The 21,979-nt window shown below is 63.9% G+C and carries 31 protein-coding genes and 1 pseudogene; 27 read left to right on the top strand and 5 right to left on the bottom strand.

All coding sequences use genetic code 11. The annotated features are described in order from the left end of the window. The first annotated feature begins 30 nt into the window (after positions 1-30). The 24 genes and pseudogenes from EJA05_RS14085 (at position 31) to EJA05_RS13970 (ending at position 16,780) form a co-directional block, all read left to right on the top strand. Positions 31-1,344: a phage major capsid protein gene (locus tag EJA05_RS14085; protein WP_190305980.1), complete on the top strand. Its 1,314-nt coding sequence runs from the start codon at positions 31-33 to the stop codon at positions 1,342-1,344. A 53-nt stretch (positions 1,345-1,397) separates the two neighbouring features. Continuing rightward, the gene (locus EJA05_RS14080) at positions 1,398-1,646 is read left to right on the top strand and encodes a hypothetical protein (RefSeq protein WP_125858715.1); all 249 of its coding nucleotides are present in this window, start codon (positions 1,398-1,400) and stop codon (positions 1,644-1,646) included. 2 nt (positions 1,647-1,648) lie between these two features. Next, positions 1,649-2,200: a hypothetical protein gene (locus EJA05_RS14075; RefSeq protein ID WP_125858714.1), complete on the top strand. Its 552-nt coding sequence runs from the start codon at positions 1,649-1,651 to the stop codon at positions 2,198-2,200. A 26-nt stretch (positions 2,201-2,226) separates the two neighbouring features. Then, entirely contained in the window at positions 2,227-2,607 is a 381-nt protein-coding gene (locus tag EJA05_RS14070; RefSeq protein ID WP_190305979.1) for a phage head closure protein, read from the top strand. Next, positions 2,585-3,097, top strand: coding sequence for a hypothetical protein (locus tag EJA05_RS14065; protein WP_125858712.1), 513 nt, complete (start codon positions 2,585-2,587; stop codon positions 3,095-3,097). Before EJA05_RS14070 ends, EJA05_RS14065 begins: the two co-directional genes overlap by 23 nt. Before the next feature lie 7 nt (positions 3,098-3,104). After that, on the top strand, positions 3,105-3,701 hold the full coding sequence (locus EJA05_RS14060; RefSeq protein WP_125858711.1) for a phage tail terminator protein: 597 nt from the start codon (positions 3,105-3,107) through the stop codon (positions 3,699-3,701). Further along, positions 3,698-3,889, top strand: a complete 192-nt coding sequence (locus tag EJA05_RS14055; protein ID WP_125858710.1) for a DUF2635 domain-containing protein — start codon at positions 3,698-3,700, stop codon at positions 3,887-3,889. The genes EJA05_RS14060 and EJA05_RS14055 overlap by 4 nt, the downstream gene beginning before the upstream one ends. Beyond that, positions 3,886-5,391, top strand: a complete 1,506-nt coding sequence (locus EJA05_RS14050) for a phage tail sheath subtilisin-like domain-containing protein (RefSeq protein WP_125858709.1) — start codon at positions 3,886-3,888, stop codon at positions 5,389-5,391. Before EJA05_RS14055 ends, EJA05_RS14050 begins: the two co-directional genes overlap by 4 nt. 57 nt (positions 5,392-5,448) lie before the next feature. Continuing rightward, a complete protein-coding gene (locus EJA05_RS14045; RefSeq protein WP_125858708.1) occupies positions 5,449-5,796 on the top strand; it encodes a phage tail tube protein in 348 nt (115 codons plus the stop codon). Further along, complete coding sequence (locus EJA05_RS14040; RefSeq protein WP_125858707.1) at positions 5,796-6,107, top strand: phage tail assembly protein; 312 nt, start codon at positions 5,796-5,798, stop codon at positions 6,105-6,107. Before EJA05_RS14045 ends, EJA05_RS14040 begins: the two co-directional genes overlap by 1 nt. A 129-nt stretch (positions 6,108-6,236) precedes the next feature. Then, a complete protein-coding gene (locus EJA05_RS14035; RefSeq protein ID WP_125858706.1) occupies positions 6,237-8,210 on the top strand; it encodes a phage tail tape measure protein in 1,974 nt (657 codons plus the stop codon). Positions 8,211-8,213: 3 nt separating this feature from the next. Beyond that, the gene (locus EJA05_RS14030) at positions 8,214-9,485 is read left to right on the top strand and encodes a DNA circularization protein (protein ID WP_125858705.1); all 1,272 of its coding nucleotides are present in this window, start codon (positions 8,214-8,216) and stop codon (positions 9,483-9,485) included. A gap of 3 nt (positions 9,486-9,488) precedes the next feature. After that, complete coding sequence (locus tag EJA05_RS14025; protein ID WP_125858704.1) at positions 9,489-10,598, top strand: phage baseplate assembly protein; 1,110 nt, start codon at positions 9,489-9,491, stop codon at positions 10,596-10,598. After that, complete coding sequence (locus EJA05_RS14020) at positions 10,598-11,203, top strand: phage baseplate assembly protein V (protein ID WP_125861314.1); 606 nt, start codon at positions 10,598-10,600, stop codon at positions 11,201-11,203. The genes EJA05_RS14025 and EJA05_RS14020 overlap by 1 nt, the downstream gene beginning before the upstream one ends. Further along, a complete protein-coding gene (locus tag EJA05_RS14015) occupies positions 11,203-11,598 on the top strand; it encodes a phage GP46 family protein (protein WP_125861313.1) in 396 nt (131 codons plus the stop codon). The genes EJA05_RS14020 and EJA05_RS14015 overlap by 1 nt, the downstream gene beginning before the upstream one ends. Further along, positions 11,588-12,616, top strand: a complete 1,029-nt coding sequence (locus EJA05_RS14010; protein WP_125858703.1) for a baseplate J/gp47 family protein — start codon at positions 11,588-11,590, stop codon at positions 12,614-12,616. The genes EJA05_RS14015 and EJA05_RS14010 overlap by 11 nt, the downstream gene beginning before the upstream one ends. Next, positions 12,607-13,206, top strand: a complete 600-nt coding sequence (locus EJA05_RS14005) for a YmfQ family protein (RefSeq protein ID WP_125858702.1) — start codon at positions 12,607-12,609, stop codon at positions 13,204-13,206. Before EJA05_RS14010 ends, EJA05_RS14005 begins: the two co-directional genes overlap by 10 nt. A 4-nt stretch (positions 13,207-13,210) precedes the next feature. Continuing rightward, a pseudogene (locus EJA05_RS28405) lies at positions 13,211-13,774 on the top strand (phage tail protein); the annotation flags it as partial. Positions 13,775-14,592: 818 nt separating this feature from the next. After that, positions 14,593-14,937, top strand: coding sequence for a tail fiber assembly protein (locus EJA05_RS13995; RefSeq protein WP_125858700.1), 345 nt, complete (start codon positions 14,593-14,595; stop codon positions 14,935-14,937). Between the two features lie 40 nt (positions 14,938-14,977). After that, complete coding sequence (locus tag EJA05_RS13990; RefSeq protein ID WP_125858699.1) at positions 14,978-15,607, top strand: glycoside hydrolase family 19 protein; 630 nt, start codon at positions 14,978-14,980, stop codon at positions 15,605-15,607. Between the two features lie 11 nt (positions 15,608-15,618). Further along, positions 15,619-16,107, top strand: a complete 489-nt coding sequence (locus EJA05_RS13985; protein ID WP_125858698.1) for a DUF2514 domain-containing protein — start codon at positions 15,619-15,621, stop codon at positions 16,105-16,107. A 4-nt stretch (positions 16,108-16,111) separates the two neighbouring features. Continuing rightward, complete coding sequence (locus EJA05_RS13980) at positions 16,112-16,321, top strand: hypothetical protein (RefSeq protein ID WP_125858697.1); 210 nt, start codon at positions 16,112-16,114, stop codon at positions 16,319-16,321. Between the two features lie 17 nt (positions 16,322-16,338). Further along, positions 16,339-16,548, top strand: coding sequence for a hypothetical protein (locus EJA05_RS13975; RefSeq protein ID WP_125858696.1), 210 nt, complete (start codon positions 16,339-16,341; stop codon positions 16,546-16,548). Between the two features lie 43 nt (positions 16,549-16,591). Beyond that, positions 16,592-16,780 carry a DUF2514 family protein gene (locus EJA05_RS13970; protein WP_223811923.1) on the top strand — a complete coding sequence of 63 codons (189 nt, stop codon included), beginning with the start codon at positions 16,592-16,594 and terminating at the stop codon, positions 16,778-16,780. Here EJA05_RS13970 and EJA05_RS13965 read toward each other — a convergent pair. From EJA05_RS13965 to EJA05_RS13955, 3 genes are all read right to left on the bottom strand, one after another. Further along, a complete protein-coding gene (locus tag EJA05_RS13965; protein ID WP_190306067.1) occupies positions 16,777-17,898 on the bottom strand; it encodes an acyltransferase family protein in 1,122 nt (373 codons plus the stop codon). The genes EJA05_RS13970 and EJA05_RS13965 overlap by 4 nt on opposite strands. A 702-nt stretch (positions 17,899-18,600) precedes the next feature. Beyond that, complete coding sequence (locus tag EJA05_RS28400; protein ID WP_223811922.1) at positions 18,601-18,852, bottom strand: hypothetical protein; 252 nt, start codon at positions 18,850-18,852, stop codon at positions 18,601-18,603. A gap of 238 nt (positions 18,853-19,090) precedes the next feature. Continuing rightward, entirely contained in the window at positions 19,091-19,297 is a 207-nt protein-coding gene (locus tag EJA05_RS13955; RefSeq protein WP_125858693.1) for a hypothetical protein, read from the bottom strand. A gap of 266 nt (positions 19,298-19,563) precedes the next feature. Here EJA05_RS13955 and EJA05_RS13950 point away from each other — a divergent pair, with 266 nt between their 5' ends. After that, the gene (locus EJA05_RS13950; RefSeq protein ID WP_125464157.1) at positions 19,564-19,920 is read left to right on the top strand and encodes a hypothetical protein; all 357 of its coding nucleotides are present in this window, start codon (positions 19,564-19,566) and stop codon (positions 19,918-19,920) included. 94 nt (positions 19,921-20,014) lie between these two features. Continuing rightward, the gene (locus EJA05_RS13945; RefSeq protein ID WP_125858692.1) at positions 20,015-20,518 is read left to right on the top strand and encodes a methylated-DNA--[protein]-cysteine S-methyltransferase; all 504 of its coding nucleotides are present in this window, start codon (positions 20,015-20,017) and stop codon (positions 20,516-20,518) included. 6 nt (positions 20,519-20,524) lie between these two features. On the opposite strand, the gene EJA05_RS13940 is transcribed toward EJA05_RS13945, so the two are convergent. Next, entirely contained in the window at positions 20,525-20,767 is a 243-nt protein-coding gene (locus EJA05_RS13940) for a hypothetical protein (protein ID WP_125858691.1), read from the bottom strand. Between the two features lie 136 nt (positions 20,768-20,903). Between EJA05_RS13940 and EJA05_RS13935 the strand changes: the two genes are divergently transcribed. Beyond that, a complete protein-coding gene (locus tag EJA05_RS13935) occupies positions 20,904-21,413 on the top strand; it encodes a DUF2867 domain-containing protein (protein ID WP_125858690.1) in 510 nt (169 codons plus the stop codon). A gap of 3 nt (positions 21,414-21,416) precedes the next feature. Here EJA05_RS13935 and EJA05_RS13930 read toward each other — a convergent pair whose 3' ends face one another. Beyond that, complete coding sequence (locus EJA05_RS13930) at positions 21,417-21,929, bottom strand: DUF3016 domain-containing protein (protein ID WP_125858689.1); 513 nt, start codon at positions 21,927-21,929, stop codon at positions 21,417-21,419. Between the last annotated feature and the right edge of the window lie 50 nt (positions 21,930-21,979).

The raw sequence follows: 21,979 nt of genomic DNA, 5'->3' as shown, positions 1-21,979 counted from the left end.
ATGGCGGTTTTTTTATGCCCAGGAGGCAGCATGTCCCTCGTAACTCAATTGCGTAGCGAACGCGCCACTATCAATGGTCAGATCCAGGCGCTGGCCCAGCTCGAAGCGGCGGGCACCGCCCTCAGCGCCGAGCAACTGGCCCAGTTCGAGCAGCTCAGCACTCAGTTCAACGCCCTGACGGAAAAGCTCGCGCGCGCGGAGGCCGCTGAGCGCATCGCCGCAGCCAACGCCGTGCCGGTCAATGAAAGCGCTCAGGGCATCAATGGCCCGCCCAGCCACATCAGCGGGCCATTCGCCGCCAAACCTGTGCCAGGTGCCAACATGGCCCAGATGGTTCGTGTGCTGGCCGCATCTCGCGGCGACCAGCACGCTGCCGCGAAGATGGCCACCGACTCCGGCTATAACCCCGAAATCGCCATGGCGCTCAGCACCGTGACGCCGGGCGCTGGCGGCGTACTGGTGCCGCAGAGCTTCTCCAGCGAAGTCATCGAGCTGCTCCGCCCGAAGTCGGTGGTGCGCAGCCTCGGCGCCGTGTCCTTGCCCCTGGGCAATGGCAACCTCACCGTGCCACGCATCAAGGGTGGAGCAATCGTCGGCTACATCGGCTCTGAGGAAGACATGCCGACCACCGACATGCAGTTCGATGACCTGAAGCTGTCGTCGAAAAAGCTCGCGGCCCTGGTCCCAATCAGCAATGACCTGCTGGCTTACTCTGGCACCAATCCCAGCGTCGACCGCCTCGTCGTGAACGACCTGGTGGCCTCGGTAGCGACGGCAGAAGACCTGTCGTTCCTGCGCGGAGCCGGTACCGGCAATCTGCCCAAAGGCCTGCGTTTCTGGGCGCCGGCCTTCAACGTGTTCTCGGCACCCGCCGCCGTGACGCTGGAGTCCGTGGAATTTGCGCTGTCCGCGCTGATCCTGCGCTTGGAGAACGCCAACTCCAACATGACCGCCCCAGGCTTCGCCATGGCCCCGCGCACCAAGCGCTGGCTGTCCGCACTGCGTGATGGCAATGGCAACAAGGCTTACCCCGAGCTGGATCAGAACATGCTGAAAGGGTTCCCGGTCGGCTCCACCACCCAGATCCCGATCAACCTGGGCGCTGAGGGTAATGCCTCGGAAATCCACTTCGCTGACTTCGCGGACTGCTTCATCGGCGAAGACGACGCCATGGTCATCGACTTCAGCAAAGAGGCCACCTACAAGGACGCCGGCGGCAACGTCATCAGCGCATTCCAGCGTGACCAGACCCTGGTGCGCGTGATCGCCAAGCACGACTTCGGCCCGCGCCATGTCGAGTCGGTCGCGGTGATGACCGACGTCAAATGGGGTAGCTCCCTGTAATCCACCGCGCCCGGTACGCCGGGCACTTCATCACACGATTCGAGGAGCACCCCATGTCCAAGGTTATCGTTACCTTCGAAAAAAACTGGCGCGGCTATGCCGCAGGTGAGACTGCTGGCTTCGATGCTGCTTTAGCCGAGAGCCTGGTCGAGGCTGGCTATGCCATCGAAGCAGACAAGTCAGGCGCGAAAAAGGGCAAGGGCGGCGCCGGCAACGCAGCTCCTGCTGCCAAAAAGACCGATGCCGATACTGACGGGACGGCTAAGTCGGAGGCTCAGGCAGGCGCTGAAGGTAAGCCGTAATCATGGCGCGCCGCATCGCCTACACGGGGGCGCCCGTGCTGACGTTGGAACAGGTGGCCATTCAATGCCGTGCTGAGCCAGAGGACCTGCAGCCTGAGCTGATCGATCAGATCATCATCCCGGGGGTAACTGCGCAGGGCGAATCCAAGACCGGTGCGGCGATCCGTGAAGCGATCTACGAAGAGGACTGGCCGCGGCACTATCCGTCCGGCCATCCGCTGGATGTCGGTCAAGCGGTGGCTGTTGAGTCCGTTCAGGTGGTTTGCCATTCAGGGGAAGCGCTGGAGTTCAGTGGGCGTAGGGAGTTGATTCAGGGCGGCAAGGAAAGCCGCCTTTGCTTCCCTGATGGCCGCCCGGAGGGCGCGTTGCGAATCCGCTACCGTGCTGGTGTCGACCTGCAGGCGCACCCTGGCGTGCTGAGCTGGCTGCTGATGGCCGCGGAAACGGCGTTCACCCACCGCGGGCTTTTGGTTGCGGGTCAATCCCTCGCCGAAGTCCCGTCGAGCTTTGTTGACCACCTGCTGGCGGATATCACCGTCCCTCCGAGGTTCTAGCCATGGCCTCGGGAGGAGTGAGGGGTATGCGTGAGCCAGCTTCGGGCGAGCTGATCCATCGCATGGAGGTAAGGATTCGCGTTGATCGACCCGATGGCGCGGGGCTGACCCCCGAATACACCCCGGTCTGCAAGCGCTGGGTGAAGGTGGAGCCGCTGGGCACCGCTGCGTACACCAATGCCCAGCAGACCGAAAGCAAGGCTACCCACCGCCTGTACTGCCGCCATATTGAGGGGTTGAGTGCCGCGCATGAGTTTGTGGCGCGTGGTCGGATCTACCGGGTGCGACGGCCAACGGAGCTGGGTGGCCGTACCGTCTGGTCGGTGGTGGAGGTGGAAGAACTGGGGCCGGATGCTCCGGCGCTGAGCACAGGAGGCGGCGACGATGGCCAACTCGGTTTCGGTTGACGGTTACCTGCACTTCGAGGGCTTTGATGCCTTCGACCGGGAAACTTTCAACATGCGCAAAGTGCGCGCCGGCATGCGCAAGGTCGGCGTGCTGATCACCGGCCGCGCGCAGATGAACCTGGCCCTCGGCCGGGGGCAGGCGGGATACCCCGTCAACCGCACCGGCGAGACGGTCGACTCGATCAAGTACCGGGTGTCCCGTGCGGGCTTTCTGGTTCGGATCTCGCCGACCAAAACCGCAGGCATGCAGCAGTTCTACCCGGCGTACCTGCACTACGGCGTGCGGCTCGGCTCTCGAGTCACTGGTCGGGGCGCGGGTAAGGGGCGGCGGGCAAGGGGCGAGCGACAGGCCCTAGTGGCAGCCCGGGCACAAAACGGGTGGCGCATCGCGCCGCGCGACAACTACATGACCGACGCCCTGCAGGATTCGCGGGCCGAGGTGCAGCAGATCCTGACGCGCGCCTTTGCCGCCGCGTTCCTGGACAACTGAGGGTGACATGCGAATCACACCAATCATTGAGCACCTGAAAGCAGAGTGCCCGCAGTTCGAGGGGCGCATCGCCGGCGGCCTAGACTGGGACCCGGTGAAGGGGAGCCAGCAACTCAAGGCGCCGGCAGCCTTTGTGATCCCGGTGGGTGATCAGGCCGACGAGCCCATGGCGCAGAACGCCGCCGCCCAGGTGGTACGCGACTCGTTCGACGTCTGCGTGGTGCTGGACAACAAGGACGAGCGCGGCCAGGCGGTGGCGGACCTGGTTCACCACATCCGCACCACGCTGTGCCGGGCGTTGATGGGGTTCCCGCTGGATGACGCCGAGCCGATCTGCTACGACCGCGGCGACCTGATCCTGCTGGACCGGGCCAAGGTGGTCTACGGCTACCGCTTCTACGCGGACAGCCAGCTGGGCGGTTTCGGTAGCGATGCCACCGACGACCCGCAGACCTGGCCGGAGCTGGAGCACAGCCGCCTGCCGCCGCTGGAAGGCATCGACACCCGCGTCGACTTCATCGACCCCATGGTCGACCACAACCTAAGCCCGACCGGCCCCGATGGCCGGGTCGAGATCGCGTTACGCGAGGATCTCCCGCAATGAAAATGGTTCAGCTGAAACCGGCGCCGGGGCGTGCGTGCCCGATGCCGGAGAAGGGCGGCGAGCTGCTGCCCGAGGCGGGGGATACGGTCCCCCATGATGCGTACTGGCAGCGCCGTATTGAAGACGGTGACGCGCTGCTGGTGAAACAGAAACCGGCCGCCAAAGCCGTGAAGGAGCCCAAGGCATGAGTGTCCCGTTTAGCTTCATCCCCAGCGACCTCAAGGTGCCGCTGTTCTATGCCGAGGTCGACAACAGCATGGCCAGCAGCGGCGCCGCCGGCGCGTTGCGCCGACTGATCGTCGGCCAGGTCAACGACGACGCCGACAGCCCTGAAATCGGCTCCCTGGTGCTGGTGTCGCGCCAGGCCGAGGCGGTGGCCATCGGCGGCGCCGGCTCGATGCTGGCGACCATGTTCGCCGCCCACCGCGCCATCGACGTGGCTGGCGAGGTCTGGTGTCTGCCGGTGAAGGTGGCCGAGGGCGCTGCCGCCAAGGCCAGCGTTACCGTAACGGGCACCGTCTCGGCGGCCGGCCTGGTCAACCTGTACGTCGGTGGTTCGCGCGTGCGCACCACCGTTACCGCGACCATGAGCGCGGAAGCCGTGGCCACCGCTGTGGCGGCCAGCGTCAACGCCCTGCCGGATCTGCCGGTCAAGGCGACCGCCGCCGGCGCTGTGGTGACCCTGGACGTCAAGTTTAAGGGCGAGCTGGGCAACGACCTGCGTGTCGAAGTGAATCGCCTGGGCCGCGCCAATGGCGAGGAAACCCCGGCCGGCCTGCAGCTGGCCATCACGGCGATGGCCGGCGGTGTCGGCAGCCCCGACATGGCGGTGCTGCTGGCCGCCCTGGGCGATGAGCCGTTCGAGTTCTGCGCGCAGCCCTGGACCGACAGCGACAGCCTGGACGCCTGGAAAGCCACCATGGACGAAAACAGCGGCCGCTGGTCCTGGGCGAAGCAGCTGTGGGGGCACGTCTACAGCGCGAAGCGCGGCACGCTCGGCCAGCTGGTCGCCTTCGGCCGGCAGCGCAACGACCCGCACATGTCGGTGATCGGCTTCGAAGTGGGCGTGCCGCAGCCGGTGTGGGTGATGGCAGCCCAGGTCGCGGCGCGCACGGCGGTGTTTATCAGCGCCGACCCGGCGCGGCCGACGCAGACCGGCACTTTGCCGAGCATCGCCCCGGCGAAGTCGAGCGAGCGTTTCATGCTGACCGAGCGCCAATCGCTGCTGAGCAACGGCGTCGGCACGGCGTACTTCGAAGGCGGTTACATGCGCATTCAGCGCGCTGTGACTACTTACCAGAAGAACGCCTACGGCCAGCCAGATGATTCCTACCTGGACAGCGAGCCGCTGCACCAGAGCGCCTACGTGCTGCGTTACCTGGCCGGCATCGTCACCAGCAAGTACGGCCGGCACAAGCTGGCCAAAGATGGGACGTCGTTCGGGCCGGGCCAGCCCATCGTCACGCCGCTGGTGATCCGGGGCGAGTTGATCGCGGGTTACCGTTACCTGGAAACGCTGGGCATCGCGGAGAACGCCGAGGCGTTCAAGGCGAACCTGGTCGTGGAGATCGACGCGACCAACCCGAACCGCCTCAACGTGCTGTACCCGCCGGACCTGGTGAACCAGCTGCGCGTGTTCGCACTGCTCTACCAGTTCCGCCTGCAGTACGCCACCGACGCGGCCGCTTAAGTCGCGGACCATTCCACCCAAGCCCGCCAAGTGCGGGCTTTTTTGTGAGGGCCTTTTATGGGTCAGAAAGTCGCGGGCACCTGTTACATCAAGGTGGACGGTGCCCAGCTGGTTATCACCGGCGGCGTGGAAGCGCCACTGTCCAAGACCAAGCGCGAAACCATCGTGGCCGGTTACTTCAAGGAAGAAGACCGCACGCCGTTCCTCAAGGTCGACGCGGTGAAGGTCCCGGGTTTCCCGTTCGAGAAAATCACCAACGGTACCAACATGACCGTTACCGCTGAGTTCAAGGACGGTAGCAACTACGTGCTGTCCGGCGCTTACACGGTGGATGACGTCAATGTCACCGCCGATGACGGCAAGGTTTCGCTTAATTTCGAAGGCAGTTCAGGAGACTGGCAGTAATGACCACCATCGCACTCAGCACCCCCATTCAGGCCCATGGCGAGCAGAAAACTGAACTGACCCTGCGCCGCCCGACCTCGCGCGAATGCCGGCAGATTGGCCAACTGCCGTACCGCATCGAGAAAGACGAGTCGGTCGGACTGAATCTCGATATCGCGGCCAAGTACATCGTCGTCTGCGCCGGCATCCCCAGCAGCTCGGTCGACCAGCTGGACGTTACCGACCTCAACGGCCTGGCCTGGGCGCTGGCCGGTTTTTTCATGGTGTCCCCGCAGAAGACGGAAGCGAAGGCGGAAGCCTCGGCGGACTGACGCAGCTGGTCTATGACCTCGCCTGGTACTGGAAGCTCAGCCCCGAGCACGTCAAGGACTGGGCGCTGGATGACCTGCTAGAGGGCTACGCCAATGCCAGCCGTATTCAAGCAATCGTAGGGGCAGGGGATGGCGGATAAATTCCAGCTCAAGGCGCTGATTACCGGCGTCGACAAGCTGTCGCCGGTGCTGACCGGCGTGCGCAAGAACGTGGCCACACTGCGCAAGCAGCTGAACTCGTCGGGCCTCGGCAAGATCACCTTCGCCGACGCGCTGCAGGGCGGCGCGCTGGCCGCGCCGTTCGTGATGGGCGTCAAGGCGGCCATCAACTACGAAAGCGCCATGGCGGATGTGAAGAAGGTCGTCAACTTCAAAACGCCCGAACAGTTCCAGGCAATGAGCAAGGACGTGCTCGACCTGTCCGAACGCTTGCCGATGGCGGCCGATGGGATCGCCAAGATCGTAGCGGCGGGTGGTCAATCCGGTATTGCCCGGGAAGAACTGACCAAGTTCGCCGAGGACGCGGTGAAAATGGGCGTTGCCTTCGATCAGACCGCCGACGAGTCCGGCAGCATGATGGCGACGTGGCGCACGGCATTCCGCATGACACAGGATGGTGTTGTCGAGCTGGCCGACCAGATCAACTACCTGGGCAACACGGGGCCGGTCAATACCAAGCAGCTTTCCTCAATCGTGACTGAGGTGGGCGCGCTGGGCGAGGTGGCGGGCCTGTCTTCGGCACAGATCGCGGCGATTGGCTCCACCATGGTCGGTGTTAAGTCTGATGTTGCGGCCACCGGCATCAAGAACTTCATGTTGGCAATGACCAAGGGTACGGCAGCCACGAAGTCGCAGGCACAGGCCTTCAAGTCGCTGCGCCTGGACTCCAAAACAGTCGCGGAGGGTATGCAGAAAGATTCGAAGGGCACCATGCTGGACCTGCTCAAGCGGATTTCTGAGGTCGACGCGGCCAAGCGCCCGGCGTTACTGACCAACCTGTTCGGCAGCGAGTCGGTCGCGGCGATCACGCCGCTGCTGACCAACCTGAAACTGTTGGAAAGCAACTTGGATAGCGTGGGCGACTCGACGAAGTATGCCGGCTCGATGCAAGGGGAGTACGCGTCTCGGGCGGCGACGACGGAAAACGCCATGCTGCTGCTGAATAATCGGGTGACCCGCCTGGGGATCTCGGTAGGCTCGATCCTGCTACCGCCGTTCAATGACTTCTTGGCATTCGTGGGGCCACTGGTGAGCGACGTGGCCGCACTGGCGGCGGCGCACCCGGGCCTGATCAAAGGCATCTTGGGCGCCGCCGTAGGCTTCACCGCGCTGCGCTTGGCAACGGCCGCTGCCACGGTGGCGCTCGCGGTAATGAACGGCGTCGCCACCATGAGCCCGATCGGCATGATTGTGCGCGTGATCGCGCTGGCGGCGGGCTTCCTGATCGCCAACTGGGAGACGGTCGGACCGTTCTTCGAAGCGTTGTGGGAGTTGATCAAGGCCTACACGGTGCCGGCCTGGGAACTGTTCAAGACGGTTGCCGCCTGGACGCCGCTCGGCCTCATCATCAAGAACTGGGAACCCGTTGTGGGGTTCTTCAAAGACCTGTGGGAGGAGGTCAGCGGCTTCATCGAACCCATCATGAAATTCATGGGGCTGGATGGTGACGGTGACGGCGAAGGCATCACGGCCAAGGTACAGCGCGCCGCCTATGCGCAGAACGTGCGCAACGGCGAGGCCATGGGCGCCGGCGACGGGGCGCTATTGGCCGCCGGTGCTGGCAAGCAAGCGGCAGCCAACGCTGCAGCGGCGCAACAGGCGATGAATGCCCAGCTCGGTATCCCGGCCACTGCCAGCCTGCTCAAGGCGCCGGCGCCGGGCAGCCTGGTAACGGGCGGCTCGAACAGCCTGTTGCGTGCGCCTGGCCCTGTGCCGGGGTCGCTGGTGCAGCAGGCCGCGCAAGGCCAGCGGCAGAACCTGGAAGGCTCCATTGCGGTGCGCTTCGAGAACGCCCCGCCTGGCATGCGGGTGGAGGAAGCCAAGACCAACCAGCCCGGCGTGTCGGTGTCGCCGAACGTTGGCCGTCGCTCGTTAGGGAGTTAATCCATGGCTGATAGAACATGGCGCGACCGCCTGCTGCCCGCGTCATTTCGCGGGGTGGGCTTCTGGGTCGACAGTGAAACAACGCCGGCAGGCCGGCGGGTGCAGGTGCACGAGTACCCGCAGCGCGACAAGCCCCTGGTGGAGGACATGGGCGCGAAGACCCGCGCGCCCAAGATGACCGCCTTTGTCATTGGCGATGACTGTTTCGTGCAGCGCGACAACCTGCTGCACGCGCTCAATCAGCCCGGCCCGGGGGAGCTGGTACACCCCTGGTACGGGCGCATGACGGTCACCGCCGGCGATGGCTGCGACGTGTCGCACGACCGCCGCGAAGGCGGCATGGTGCGGTTTCAGCTGGAGTTCATCGAAGACGGCGAAAAGGGTTATCCGGTGGGCGTGCCGCACACGGCGCGGCAACTCGAAGACCAGTCGGAAAGCTGGCTGGACTCGGCGATAGCCCGGTACCGCGCCGCCATGGCCGTGGTCAACCGCGTGCGCATCGCGGCGGTGCAGCTGCAGAACGGCATCGCCGGCGTGCAGATGGCCATCCAGGGCGAGTTCAGCCAGATCGCCGGCGCGATCAGCTCGACCCGGGCGCTGGCGGACATGCTGAGCAACAGCCCCGACAACCTGGCCACCCTGGTGCAGGCGCAGTTTTCCGGCTTTTCGGACGGCTCGCGCTGGGGCGATGAGGACGACGAGCAGCGTGGCTATGCGCTGTTGGCGGGGCTGGCCAGTAATGCGGCCCAGGCGGCGGTGGGCCTGACCGCTGCCGCTGCCCCAGCTGGCGGCCAGGCGACGGTGGCCACGGTCACCGCCACCCGCGACCTGGTGCGCGATGCGCTGCTGATCAAGGCGGTGCAGCTGGCCGCGCAGATGCCGGTGGTGCAAGCGCCGGCGACGCTGCCCGGGGTGCCGACCCTGGATCAGCAGGTGGCCACGCCAGTCAGTCGGCCGGAGGTGCCGACCACGGACGACGTTCTGGCGCTGCGTGACGCGCTTAGCGACGCGATCTGGCAGGCGGGCCTATCAGCCCCGCATGCGCACTTTGTCGCGCTGCAGGACGCGCAGAAGAAGCTACGCGCCCACCTGACCAAGGTGGCCATGGCCGGTGTGCGCCTGGTCGACGTGACCCCCAAGGAAAGCGTGCCGGCCGTGGTGCTGGCTTACCGACTGTACGGTGACGCCACGCGCGCCGATGAAATCGTTACGCGTAACAAGGTGATTCACCCCGGGTTCTTGCCGGCGGACACCTTGCGCTGCGCCCAGGAGTAACCCATGGACCCCTTGAACGCTGTCACGCTGCGCGTGAACGGCATGGATTATGGCGGCTGGAAGAAAGTGCGCATCAGTGCCGGCATCGAGCGGCAGGCGCGGGATTTCAGCCTGGACGTGACGTGGCGCTGGCCCGGCCAGGCGCATGAAATCCCGCTGCGCCCGGGTGACCGCTGCGAAGTGCTGATTGGCGACGACCTGGTGCTGACCGGCTGGATTGATTCCACGCCGGCGCGCTACGACGCCACTCAGGTCAACCGCTCGATCAATGGCCGCTCGCTGACCGCCGACCTGGTGGACTGCTCGGCGATCAATCAGCCGGGGCAGTGGCAGCAGCAAAGCGTGCAGCAGATCGTCACCGCCCTGGCGGGCGAGTACGGCGTCAGTGTGCGTAGCCAGGTCGCCGAAACCGGCAAGCTGGCCGACCACAGCATCGAGCCCGGGGAAAGCGTGTTTGAGTCGATCGACCGCCTGCTGACCCTCTCGCGCCTGCTCTCGACCGACGACACGCGCGGGCGGCTGGTGATCATCCAGCCGGGCAGCGCGGGCCGCGCCGTCGACAGCCTGGTGCTGGGTGAAAACCTGCTCACCGGTGACGCCGGCCTCGACTTCGCGGGGGTGTTTTCCGAGTACCGCGTCACCGGCCAGCGCTCGGGCAGCGACGCCGAGCACGGGACCAAGGCTAGCGAGGTCAAGGCCTCGGTCACCGATCCGCGCTCGGCGCGCCGGCGCGTGCTGCTGATTCATGAAAGCGGGCAGATGACCCCGGAGCTGGCCGCCGCGCGAGCCAACTGGGAGCGCGGTAACCGCATGGGCAAGGCCCTGACGATCAAGTACACGATCCAGGGGTGGCGGCAATCCAACGGCGCGCTGTGGCTGCCCAACATGCTCGTGCGGATTGTTGACCCGGTGATCGGCATCGACCGCGACATGCTCATCAGCGAAATCGAATACAGCCTCGACGCCGGTACCACTTGCAACATCACCGTCGCGCCGCCGGATGCCTTCGACCCCGAGCCGAAAGACCCGCACAAGTCGCGCAAGCTCAAGAAGGGCGGTAAAGCCGACAACTTCGAATTCCTCATCCCTGCCGACTGGAAGCCCGGACCATGATGCGCCGACTCAACAACATGATTGCCCGTTGCGTGGTGTCCCTGGTCAATCCCGGGGCGCTGATGCAGGCAGTGCAAGTTCGGCTGACCGCCGACGAAGTGAAAAGCAACATGGAGCACTTCGAGCCGTATGGCTTCACCGCCAACCCGCACCCCGGGGCCGAGGGCCTGGCGCTGTTCTTCGGCGGCGACCGCTCGCACGGCGTGGTGATCAACATCGCCGACCGCCAGTATCGGCTCACGGTGCTCAAGTCGGGCGAGGTGGCCATGTACACCGACGAAGGGGATTACATCCACTTCAAGCGCGGCCGGGTGATCGAGGTCAAGACGCTGACGCTCAAGGTCGACGCGGCCGACGCGGTGGAGTTCGCCACCAAGGCATTTTCCGTCTCGGCGAGCGAGCGTTTCAGCATCGAAACCAAGGCGTTTTCCGCGGTGGCCAGCGAGGCGGCGAGCTTCGACACCCCGACGATTCAGGCCACGGGCGAAATCGTCTCGGACGGCGATCAGATCGCCGGCGGCGTCAGCCAGATCAATCACCCGCACGATGGCGTGGCCAAAGGGCTGGAGCAGTCGGGCAAGCCTGTACCGCAGGGGGCTGAATGATGCTGCTCGAGGACGACAGCGAACGCGCCTGGCAGCGTGCCGCCGAAATCAGCCTGATGACCTGGCGGCGCGCCGATCCGGGCGACGTGCTCGATGACGACGAGCGTTACGGCTGGTGGGGCGACAGCTTCCCGGGCATGACCGACGACCGTATCGGTTCGCGCCTGTATCTGCTGCGCCGGCGCAAGCTGGACGCCGACACGGTGCGCGATGCCGAGGCGTTCGCCCGCGAGTCGCTGGACTGGATGCTGGACGACGGCCGGGTCAGCGCCGTGGCCGTTACGGTAACGCGCGGCACCGACCGGCTCGACATGGCCGTTGCTATCACCCTGCGCGATGGCCGCCAGGTGGATTTCACATTGGACAAACTGTGGCAGGTGATCAATGCCGTTTAACACTCCCACGCTGCCCGAGCTGATCAGCCAGGAGCGCTCGGCGCTGGCTGGCTCCAGCGCCCTGCAGCGCAGCGATGCCGAGGTGCTGGCCCGCGTGTTCGCCGCCGCCTCCTACGGCCGCTACGGGCATCAGCAATACATCGCCGACCAGATCCTGCCGGACACTGCCGACGAAGACACGCTGCGCCGCATGGCCCGGGCCAGGCTCAAGCGCGACCGTCTGCCGGCGGTGGCGGCCGATGGGGCGGTGCTCTTCACCGGTGCCGCCAATGCGCCGATTGATGCCGGTGTGCTGCTGCAGCGCGGCGATGGCGTGCAATTCAAGGTGGCCACGGGCGGCCCGGTCGGCGCCCTGGAGGTGGTGGCCGTGGACGCCGGGCAGCTGGGCAACACCCCAGCCGGCACGGTGTTGCGCCTGGTGTCGCCGGTGCTCGGGGTCAACGACACGGCCACGGTCGCCGCCCCGGGGATCGAGGGCGGCACCGAGCAGGAAAGTATCGAGGCCCTGCGCGCGCGGGTGATCCGCTCTTACCGCGTGATTCCCCATGGCGGCAGCAAGAGCGATTACGAGACCTGGGCGATTGAGGTGCCGGGGGTTACCCGAGCGTGGATCGTGCGCCACTGGATGGGGCCGGGCACCGTGGGGGTGTTCTTCGTCCGCGACAACGACGTCGACCCGATCCCCTCGGAAGAGGCCTGCGCCGACGTGAAGGCGTACATCGAGCAGGAGCGGCCGGTCACCGCAGAGCTGTACGTGCTGCCCCCGGTCGAAAAGCCGGTGCAGTACGAAATCAAGGTCAGCCCCGACAGCTCGGCCGTGAGGCGCGCGGTGGAAGCTGAGCTGGTGGAGCTGCATCAGCGTGAATCGGAACTGGGCGCCGGCCTGCTGCTGACGCATATCGGCGAAGCGATTAGCAGCGCCGCCGGCGAGCGCGACCATGAGGTACTGAGCCCGCCCGGCAACGTCACGGCGGCGGCCAATGAGCTGCTGACCTATGGGGGTGTGCTGTGGCGGTGAGAACTGCGAGCGACTACCACGCCCAGCTGCGCAGCCTGCTGCCGCCGGGGCCGGCCTGGGAACTGGAGTTCAACCCGGGGCTGGATCAGCTGCTGCAGCGCGGCGGCATGGTCCTGGCCGCCGAGGATCTGCGCGCCGCCGACCTGCTGGCCGAATCGAACCCGGACATGGTGCGCGAGCTGGTACCGGACTGGGAGCGGGTCATGCAGCTGCCGGACCCGTGCATGGGTGAATCGCCCAAGTTCGAGGACCGCCAGCTGGCGGTGCGCCGGCGCCTGGTCGAGGTGGGCGGGCAGTCGCCGGCCTACTTCGTCGAGCTGGCCATCGCCCAGGGCTACCCGAATGCCAAGGTGATCGAGCACCGCGCCCCGCGCTTCGGCCGCTCGCGCTTTGGCTCAGCCCGCTTCGGCACCTGGGCCGCGCAATTTATGTGGACGCTGGACACCGGCCCGCGCCGACGGATCGGTCGGCGCTTCGGCGCCGCCTACTTCGGCGAGACGTTCGGCGGCAGCCCTAGCGGCGCACTGGAATGTTTGTTGAGGCGTAGCGCGCCTGCGCACGCCCTGGAATTTATCAAGTACGGGGATTGATCGGATGGAGTATCCAAAGAGTACGCCCGGCATTGGCCTGGTGGACGGGCTGTTCGTGGACGAAAACCCGGCCACGGGCCAGCCTGGGTCGTTGATCCCGGCCGCGTGGGCGAATGCCCTGATGACCGAACTGCTGGGGGTGATCAAGGCCGCAGGCATCGTGCCCAGCGAAGAAGACAACGCCCAGCTGCTGCGCGCCATCCAGACCATGGCGGCGTCGGACTACAAAACGTCGGTGCGCTGCGCCACTACCGGGCCTATCGCGCTGAGTGGTCTGCAGACTATTGACGGCGTGGCGCTCGCCGCCGGCGATCGGGTGTTGGTGAAGGATCAGGCTGCTGCTTCGCAGAACTGGATCTACACCGTGGCTGCTGGTCCCTGGGTGCGTGCCCAGGACGCCAACGAAAGCGCGGAGTGCACGCCGGGCCACCTGATCCCGGTGCAGGCTGGTACGGCCAACAAACTGACCGTGTGGCAGCTGACCAACACCGAAGCCCCAGTGATCGGCGCCACGGCACTGGGGTTTCGCCTGGTGATCGGCAAGCAGGGCACCACCCTTGCCGACTATGGCATCACCAACGCGTATACCAAGGAGCAGACGTATAGCCAGACTGAGGTTAACGAGCTGCTGAGCGGCGTTGTGAAACCCCAAGGAAGTCGCGCAGCACCTTCAAACCTACGGGTTTCAACGACCGGTTCCAGCTCGCTGGTGTTGGTGACTGCAGATGAGGTCACCGTAGCCAGTGCTGCAGGCGACTATCGGACGCTGACCGGGGTCAATGTCACGATCAACTGCGCAAATGCCGGTGCTAACGGCCTCGACTCCGGCGCGCTGCAGGCACTGACCTGGTACCCGGTCTGGATCATCTGGGGGCCCGCGGGAACCGCTGGGGTTATCTCGCTCAGCTATGCCGCGCCGACGCTTCCTGCGGGCTACACGCACCGTGCGCGGGTTGGCGCCGTGCCGACGGACGGGACGGCGAACAAATACCCGTTGAACCTGATTCAGGTGGGGCGAAACGCACAGTACAAAATCGGCGGCAATGTGTCCCAGTTGCCAAAAATGGCCTCTGGCATTCAAGGAAACCCAGTGACTCCGGTGTGGGCTCCTGTTTCCACGGCCGCCTTCTTCCCGCCGGCGGCGGCGGCGGTGCATGTAAGTCTTTATTGCTCGGGGGCTGCGACCAGTACGATTCTTGCACCCAGCAATACCTACGGCGCAGTGAATGCGACGTCTAACATGCCGCTGGTCAACATCAGCAATAGCTCACAGAACGCCAACCTCAACAACTACATGGCCCGCATCGTTCCCGAGGGGGCAAATCTTTACTATGCGTCAAACGCCGGCGTCTCGCACCTGAGTGCCGTTGGCTGGGAGGACAATCTATGAGCTATGCCGTGCGTAATGACGGCCGCGGTTATCGCGCGGTGCCGTCAGAAGCCGCCATCGGAGCGGATGAGTGGTTTTCCCTTGAGCTGCCCCCGGACCCCGTGGTGCCGCTTGAGCAGCGAGTGGATGCGGCGCGGGTGTTGCGCGATGGCTATCTGACGACTGCCGCTGTGCGGATCGCACCACTGCAGGATGCCGTAGACCTGGGGTCAGCCTCGGCTGAGGATCAGGCACTGTTAGCACTTTGGAAGCGCTACCGCGTGGACCTCGGGCGCATCGAGCAGCAGGCTGGTTTTCCTGACGACATCGACTGGCCGAGCGAGCCGGTAACCAATCTTTGAAGCCCCGCACAGTCGGGGCTTTTTCTTGCCTGGAGAAAGCATGACGCCTCTTACCGAGCAGCAATTGCTGCAGATTCTTCCCAAGGCCCGCCCAGTTGCGGGCATTTTTTTACCTGCACTGAACCGCGCCGCGCTGCGCTGGAAGATCGATAGCCGGGTGCGCATGGCCGCATTTCTGGCCCAGATCGGTCACGAATCCGGCCAACTGCGCAGCCTCGTCGAGAACCTGAACTACAGCGCCGAGGCCCTGGTACGCACCTGGCCAAGCCGGTTCACCCCAAAGAACGCCGGCACCTACGCCCGCCAGCCCGAGAAAATCGCCAACATGGTGTATGGCGGTCGGATGGGCAACCGCGCGGAGGCCTCAGGCGATGGATGGCGATTCAAGGGGCGCGGCCTGATCCAGCTTACCGGCCGCTCGAACTACCGCGCCGCTGGCGCCGGCCTGGGCCTTCCACTGGAGGATCAGCCTGAACTGCTCGAGCAGCCCGAGCATGCCGCCCAGTCCGCCGCCTGGTGGTGGGCAAAGCACGGTCTGAACGAGCTGGCCGACGCTGGACGCATCCAGGACATCGGCAGTGTGATCAACACCGGTCAGCCGGGCCGGGTGCCGCATGGCGCTGCCGAGCGGAAGGCGCTGTATGACATCGCGCTGCGGGTGCTCGCGTGAACGGCTGGGGCATGCGTGTCATCGCGCTGCTGGTGGCGGCGTCCTACTGGGGCGCCTACGAGCATGGCCGGTCTGTCGAGCGTGCAGAGGCTGGGCGGGCTTCGGCCGAGCGCGACAGCGGCGATCGCCTGGCGGAGGTCCTGGGCGAACGTGAAGCCCGGCAGGAAGAACAACGACGCGCCAAGGCGCAGGAAGAGGTGAGGGCGCATGCACAGGAACAACGAACGATTGCTGATGCTGGTGCTGCCAGCGCTGATGCTGCTGGCCAGCGGCTGCGCGACGAAGCCGGCAAGCTCGCCGCCACCATCAGTTGCCCCGCCACGGATCCCGCCGCTGTCGCCAGAGGCCAGGCAGCCACCCGCGCCGCCATGGTGCTCTCCGACCTGCTCGCACGAGCTGATGCTCGAGCGGGAGAACTGGCGAAAGCTTATGACCAAGCCCGCATAGCCGGTCTTGCCTGCGAGGCGTCCTATACTTCCCTGGTGAAGTCGCCAGGGTAGTGCCGTGAAACGAACAATTGAGGGGCTGGCTGAAGCTGGTGAAGAGCTGATCCAGAAAGCGATAGATGCGCAGCGCCGCCTCCGACAAGCTGAGGCGGACGGTGCGTCGCCCAGAGAAATCGAGCTCTTCAGGGCGGTCGCGGATTTGCGCTATCGGTTGGTGACCGACCACCAACTCATCACCCGCGGTAAAGCTCCGCACATCCTGCATTGATGCCTGGGGAGTGATTCGTGAAGCGAGATGTGACGAAAGTTCTTCCTCCGGATCACCACGCCTTTTCCGATGCGATAGAGGCCATGAAGCGTTATCAGGAAGCGAAGGATGCTGGGGCGCCACCTGAAGAGGTTGAGCGCTTAAAGACCCTTGCAGAGTCGCGGTTTCAGGCCATCAACGACTACCAACTGCAGGCGCTCGGCGGACCAGGTTACACCAGCCACTGACTGAGAGCCGCTGATCGGGAGTTGCCTCGGCGGCCGCTGGCCTGTGAGTACTGCCGTTTTCGCCCAAGGGTGGGCCGCCTGCCGTGTCACTATGGTGCTATCCGACCTGATCGCCAGGTATATCGATACGAATCCAGAGCTGGCGGAAGCGCTTGACCAAGCCCGAATAGTCGGGCCGCAATGTGGGGGCGAATATGCCCCCTTATCCAGTTGGTTGGATAGCAAGAGTTAGTTTACTGCATCAGCTATTTTTAATGAGCTTTTTGCGGGCCATTGATTCTTGATTGCTCGACGGGCGGGTTCCTCAATTAGATAGTATCCCGCAGCTGATAGAGCTGTCAGAAAAATAAATGCTGCTAATGTAAGGGCCTTTCCATTCTCCAGGATCGGGAATGAGCTTGTTATTTGTGTGTGGTAGGTGGCCAAAAGCATAAGCGTCAAGGCCTGGAAGGAGTAGAAGCAGTAGCTGATTTTTCCGAGCCAGACAAATGGTGATCTTGAAAGCACCCACACCAGAGGGCCGCGATCTGTGGATAGCGTGTAGATGGTTAATGCGACTACCGGTATTACCAGCCAATTGTGGCCAATATAAAGCGGCATCCAGCCGCCAATAATGCCTAAGTAGGATGCTAATCCCAGCGCGGCAAATAGCTGAAAAATCCATGCCCGCTTGATGGTTGGCCAATTTTTCACGATTAAATAGGTGCAGGCCCCAATCAGAAACTCTGGGAGTCTAAATATTGGCATGGCGTAGAATATGGGTGTTCCATAGCCGTCATAAAGCTTTGCTGAAAGCCCGGTCATAAATGAGAAAAAATAGAGGCCGACAATGAGAAGTATAATGCCGCGTCTCGATAGTTTGTTGAGGGCGGGTATTGCAAGCGGAAGGATTGCGTAGCAAAAAACCTCAACGGATATGGACCAGCTTGCGCCATTGTTCCAATAGCTGAACAGCTGAGGGAACCATGCCTGAATGACAAAAATGTTTGAAATAAAAATAAATATGGCTTTTGCGGATCCTGTGATCATTTCCAATCCGGTATCGCCAAGCCCAATCTTAAGCCATGGGAGAGTCACAAGTCCGGCTACAAAATAGACTGGATATATTCTTGCTAGTCTGTTAATGAAGTAATCTTTCAGGTTGCTCTCGGAGTTGCAGTAGTTCAGCATTAACAAATATCCGGAAAGCATAAAAAATATGCTCATCCCTACGGCGCCTTGCTCGATTATTTTTCTTATGAATGGGGTGTCAAAAACTGAGTACTGCAATTGAATATGGAAGAGGAAAACAATAAGCGCTGCAGCAAATCTCAGGCCGGTTAATGGTAGGATTTCACGGTGCTTATTCACAGGACGTCCTTTAAGAAAAGCATAAATCTCCAGGGTGGCAGGTATTCGTTAAAATGAGGGATTTTAAACGAAGCCATCAATCTGTGCCAACTGGCTGATTGAGCATGAAGCGGCATGACTCCTGGGCATCTTCCAGGTGTGTCCGCCGGATGAAATTTTGTTGAGGATTGTTCGCTGGCCAGGAAGGCAGGGGGGGGCGGCAAAGCGCCGGAGGATGCCGCATAGGCATAAGAGATAACTGCGCCATTCGGACCAATTTTCGGACCAACCTATGTGTTTCGGTGGGTGGCTAAGGGATATTTCACCCAGCAAAATCAACGTATTGGCGCGCCTCAACCCCCACCGCATAGCGCATGGTGATGTTGGCGGTAAAAATCGAGTGCTTTCACTGCGGGATTGCAGAGGTGTATTTAGGCCCTTTCGTCAGTTCTGCTCCGTTATAGGTCAACTTGGCGCGGGGCGGCAACTTCTCCAGCTCTCTCAAGCCTGAGCAGGACCTGATCAATTTCGCGTAGGTTGCGGGCAACTTCTCACGCTGGCCGAGCCTACCCAGCTCGCTGCCAGCGAGCTTTTCTTCGACTGGAGAAACACGACGCGAGCATGCCCTACTATTGACGTGCAGGGCCTTTGCGCACCAGCACAAGTAGCAGGAGGCCAGGCACTGCTCGCTACGATTAATTCGGGCCAAGGGCCTGCCGCCATTCATGGCGCCCGTTGGCGGCCCCCCCGAGCACGTCGATCAATGGCCACTGCGGTACCCGCCAGCAGGATGGCCAGCGTGTAAGCGACAAGGCCCAGATTGACCCCCATGATCATCTTCTCGGAGCCGTCGCTGAGCACCATCGACCCGCCGTAGCCGTCCCGCAACCAATAGGCCAGCAGGAAACCGCCCGTGACGAACAAGGTCAGCAAGCTCGCCAGCCGCAGATCGTTCCTGCCCCAGACCAGCCACACGCTGAAGGCACCCAGCGCGGTATTGGTGACAGCTGCCAGGTCTCGTGCAGCCGGGCGTGTGGCGCCCAGGCCTGGTTGAACACGTGGGTATCGTTGATTTCAAGAATCGGCACCACGACCGCGTAGAAGACGATACCCACCGTCACCAAAAGCTTCGACAACATCGGCAACCTCCTTGTCAGTGATCTGGCCGCTGCCAGCGTCCCGCACTGTAGCGGCCAGGTACCGGGGCATCCAGCTACGATCTGGCCAAAGTCGCGGTACGCAAGGTCATGACGCCGGTGTGCGGCGGCGTCCTCGGCTGAATTTCGGTGTCCAGGCTTGGCAACCATCGCGCGCATACGCTGACCGCAGGTGTAAAAGGGGTGGCTTCCAGTCCACTCGGCGGCAGGTGCACGTGCAGTTGATGACGGCGCTGCTGGATGAGCTTGTTGATGCGCTTCATGGCGGCACACCTCGATTGGCGTGTTCAACGTCGGGTGACAAGGCCCGAGCACCAGTAGGCGCCTGTTTGCGCACAGTGTGGTCCATGCCCGACCAGCGGGTTTAGCCGCGTCGGCGACATGCACGCAGCGTCTGGCGCCCATAGCAAACCGGCATAACAGCCCGGTAGGGGCGGGGCTAACCTTTCCAATCGTAAGCTGACTATTAAAAAGGGTGGTTGCTGTCCGTCACTGTCCAGGGTTTCCTGATGGGGTGATCGGAGGTTGTATGAAGCGCTCGATGAAACCGCTGGTGGCGCTGGCCGCCGGGTTGCTGCTGGCAGGTTGTGCCCATGACCCTGACCTGCGCGCCAGTCACGACAATACCTTTGGCTCGACCGCGAAAAGCCCGCCGGACTACCTGCGCTGCGTGAAATCCGAACTGCCCGACACGGCGAAAACCTATACGGTGCAGAACCAGGACGCCCTCGAGCTGTTCGTCGAGAGCACCGACCCGAGCAAGGCCGATGGCCTGGTCAAGGTCACAGGCTCCGGCGGGCAGCATCAATACTCCGCCTACCAGCGTGATGCCTGGTATGACCATGGGCGTTTGCTCGATGCCGCCCAGATGTGCGCGCGGACCTAGGGCCGGGCTGGCCCAGGGGCATGGCAAGAAAGCGGATGCGCACAAGCGGTGCGGTGGGTAGAGTGCGCAGACTGTGACCTGACCGGAGCCTGCCATGCCCTGCGCCTTTACCTTGATGCACTCGCCCGTCGGCACGCTGACGCTGGTGGCCCGTGGTGCGTGCCTGGCCGCAGTGCTGTGGGAGCAGGAACGGGCCAACCGGGTGCGCCTGGGCGAACTGCAGCGCGACGACCAGCACCCGGTGTTGCGCGAAACGGCCCGCCAGCTCGGTGAATACTTCGCAGGCAACCGCCGTACCTTCGACCTGGCGCTGGATTTTGCCGGCACCGAATTCCAGCGCCAGGTGTGGGCGGCGTTGCTGAGCATCCCCTTCGGCGAGACCCGCAGTTACAGCGATATCGCCCGGCAGATCGGCAACCCCGACGCAGTGCGGGCGGTGGGGGCGGCCAACGGGCGTAACCCGATCTCGATCATCGCCCCGTGCCACCGGGTAATTGGTGCTTCGGGGTGCCTGACTGGCTTCGCCGGCGGCTTGCCGGCCAAGCAGTACCTGCTGGCACTGGAAGGGCGCCAGAGCCTGGCGCTGGATTTCCAGTAACCGGCGTCAACTCAGCCAGGCACACAGCAATGCCAGCAACAGGGCCAACAGGCTGCCGCTGAGCAGGGCGTAGTGGCGGTGGGCGCGCCGGGCATGCTGCTCTACTTCGCGCAGGTACTGGCCTGGCGGCGGTGCGTCCGGGCGATGACGCAGGTCTTCGGCGATGTTTGCCAGCCCGCCCTGGATCAGCAGCCCCACCAGGTAGTAGCTGGTGGCATAGCTGGCCAGCGTCAGTAACAGGTATTTCATGCCGCGGGTATTTCGGGCGTGGCGTAGGTGTTCACGAATGCATCCATCCTTGGCGTCGGTTCGGGCGCGCAGGATACTATCGGGCAGATCGCCTTCGCCAGCACGAAGGTGCTGATTCCAAGGACGGAAGACTCTGATGACTTACACCGCGACCATTCCAAGTGACTCGTTGATCAGCGCCCACGCCGCCCAGGCTGGGTTCCGCCATTGCCGGGCGATCAGCCTGGCGCAACCGGCACAACCAGCCATGGCGCTGTTCCTGCGGCTGATGGCCGGCATGCCCGGCTGGATCGATGCGCTGATGGTGCTGCGCAACCGCCTGGTGGCGCTGGTCGGCCTCAAGGACCTGGGCCGGCTCACGGCCATCGACCCCGCACGCCCGGCCGCCAGCTACCAGCCCGGCGAGCGCGTGGGCATCTTCACCTTGCTGGCCAATACCGAGGACGAAGTGCTGCTGGTTGACCGCGACCGCCACCTGGATGTGTACATTGCGCTGAGCCGCCGCCCGGCCGCCGACGGTCAGTGCCAGGTGCTGGTGAGCACCGTAGTGCGCACCCACAACCTGCTGGGCCGGCTGTACATGTTGCCGGTGGCGCCGTTTCACCGGCTGATTGCACCGATCGCCCTGCGCCGCCTGCGCGGCTGAGGCTCAGGCGTGCGGCGGCGGGGCAAAGCGTTGGCGGAACCAGTCGCTGAGCATGGCCTTCTCGGCAAACAGGCGGTCGCTGCTGCCTTGGCGCCCCGGGCGGCTTAGGTACATCTTGTCGCTGAGGTGCTCCGCCGCCTGGCGCGCAGGCTGGCCGGGCTGGCTCAGGGTGTAGCTGAGGTCGATGCTCGGCCAGGTGATCTCACGCATGAAGCGCACATCGTAGGCCTGGCTGTGCCAGGGCTCGTAACGCCCGGCCAGGTCGATGTCGCGGATGTCGATCACCAGTTGCTGGCCAGGTTGCAGGTAACGCTGGCCGAGTTTGCGCAAATGTTCGGTCAACGCCTTGATCACTTGCGGGTCGGCGCCACGCTCATAACCTTGGCTGTCGAGGCTGGCATCGCGGAAGTTTTCCGGGTGATCGAAACGCACCTCGACCTGGGCGGTCGGGGAGCCCTGTGCCATGCTGTCAAATGCCAGCACCATCAGTACGGCACAGGCCAGGGTGGTACGCATGATGCACCTCCGGGTGTGGGTAGCTTGCCTGACCATTTTACGCCGGTGCC

This window comes from Pseudomonas oryziphila (assembly GCF_003940825.1).
Classification (GTDB): Bacteria; Pseudomonadota; Gammaproteobacteria; order Pseudomonadales; family Pseudomonadaceae; genus Aquipseudomonas; species Aquipseudomonas sichuanensis.
This window is presented reverse-complemented; position numbering and strand designations above follow the sequence as displayed.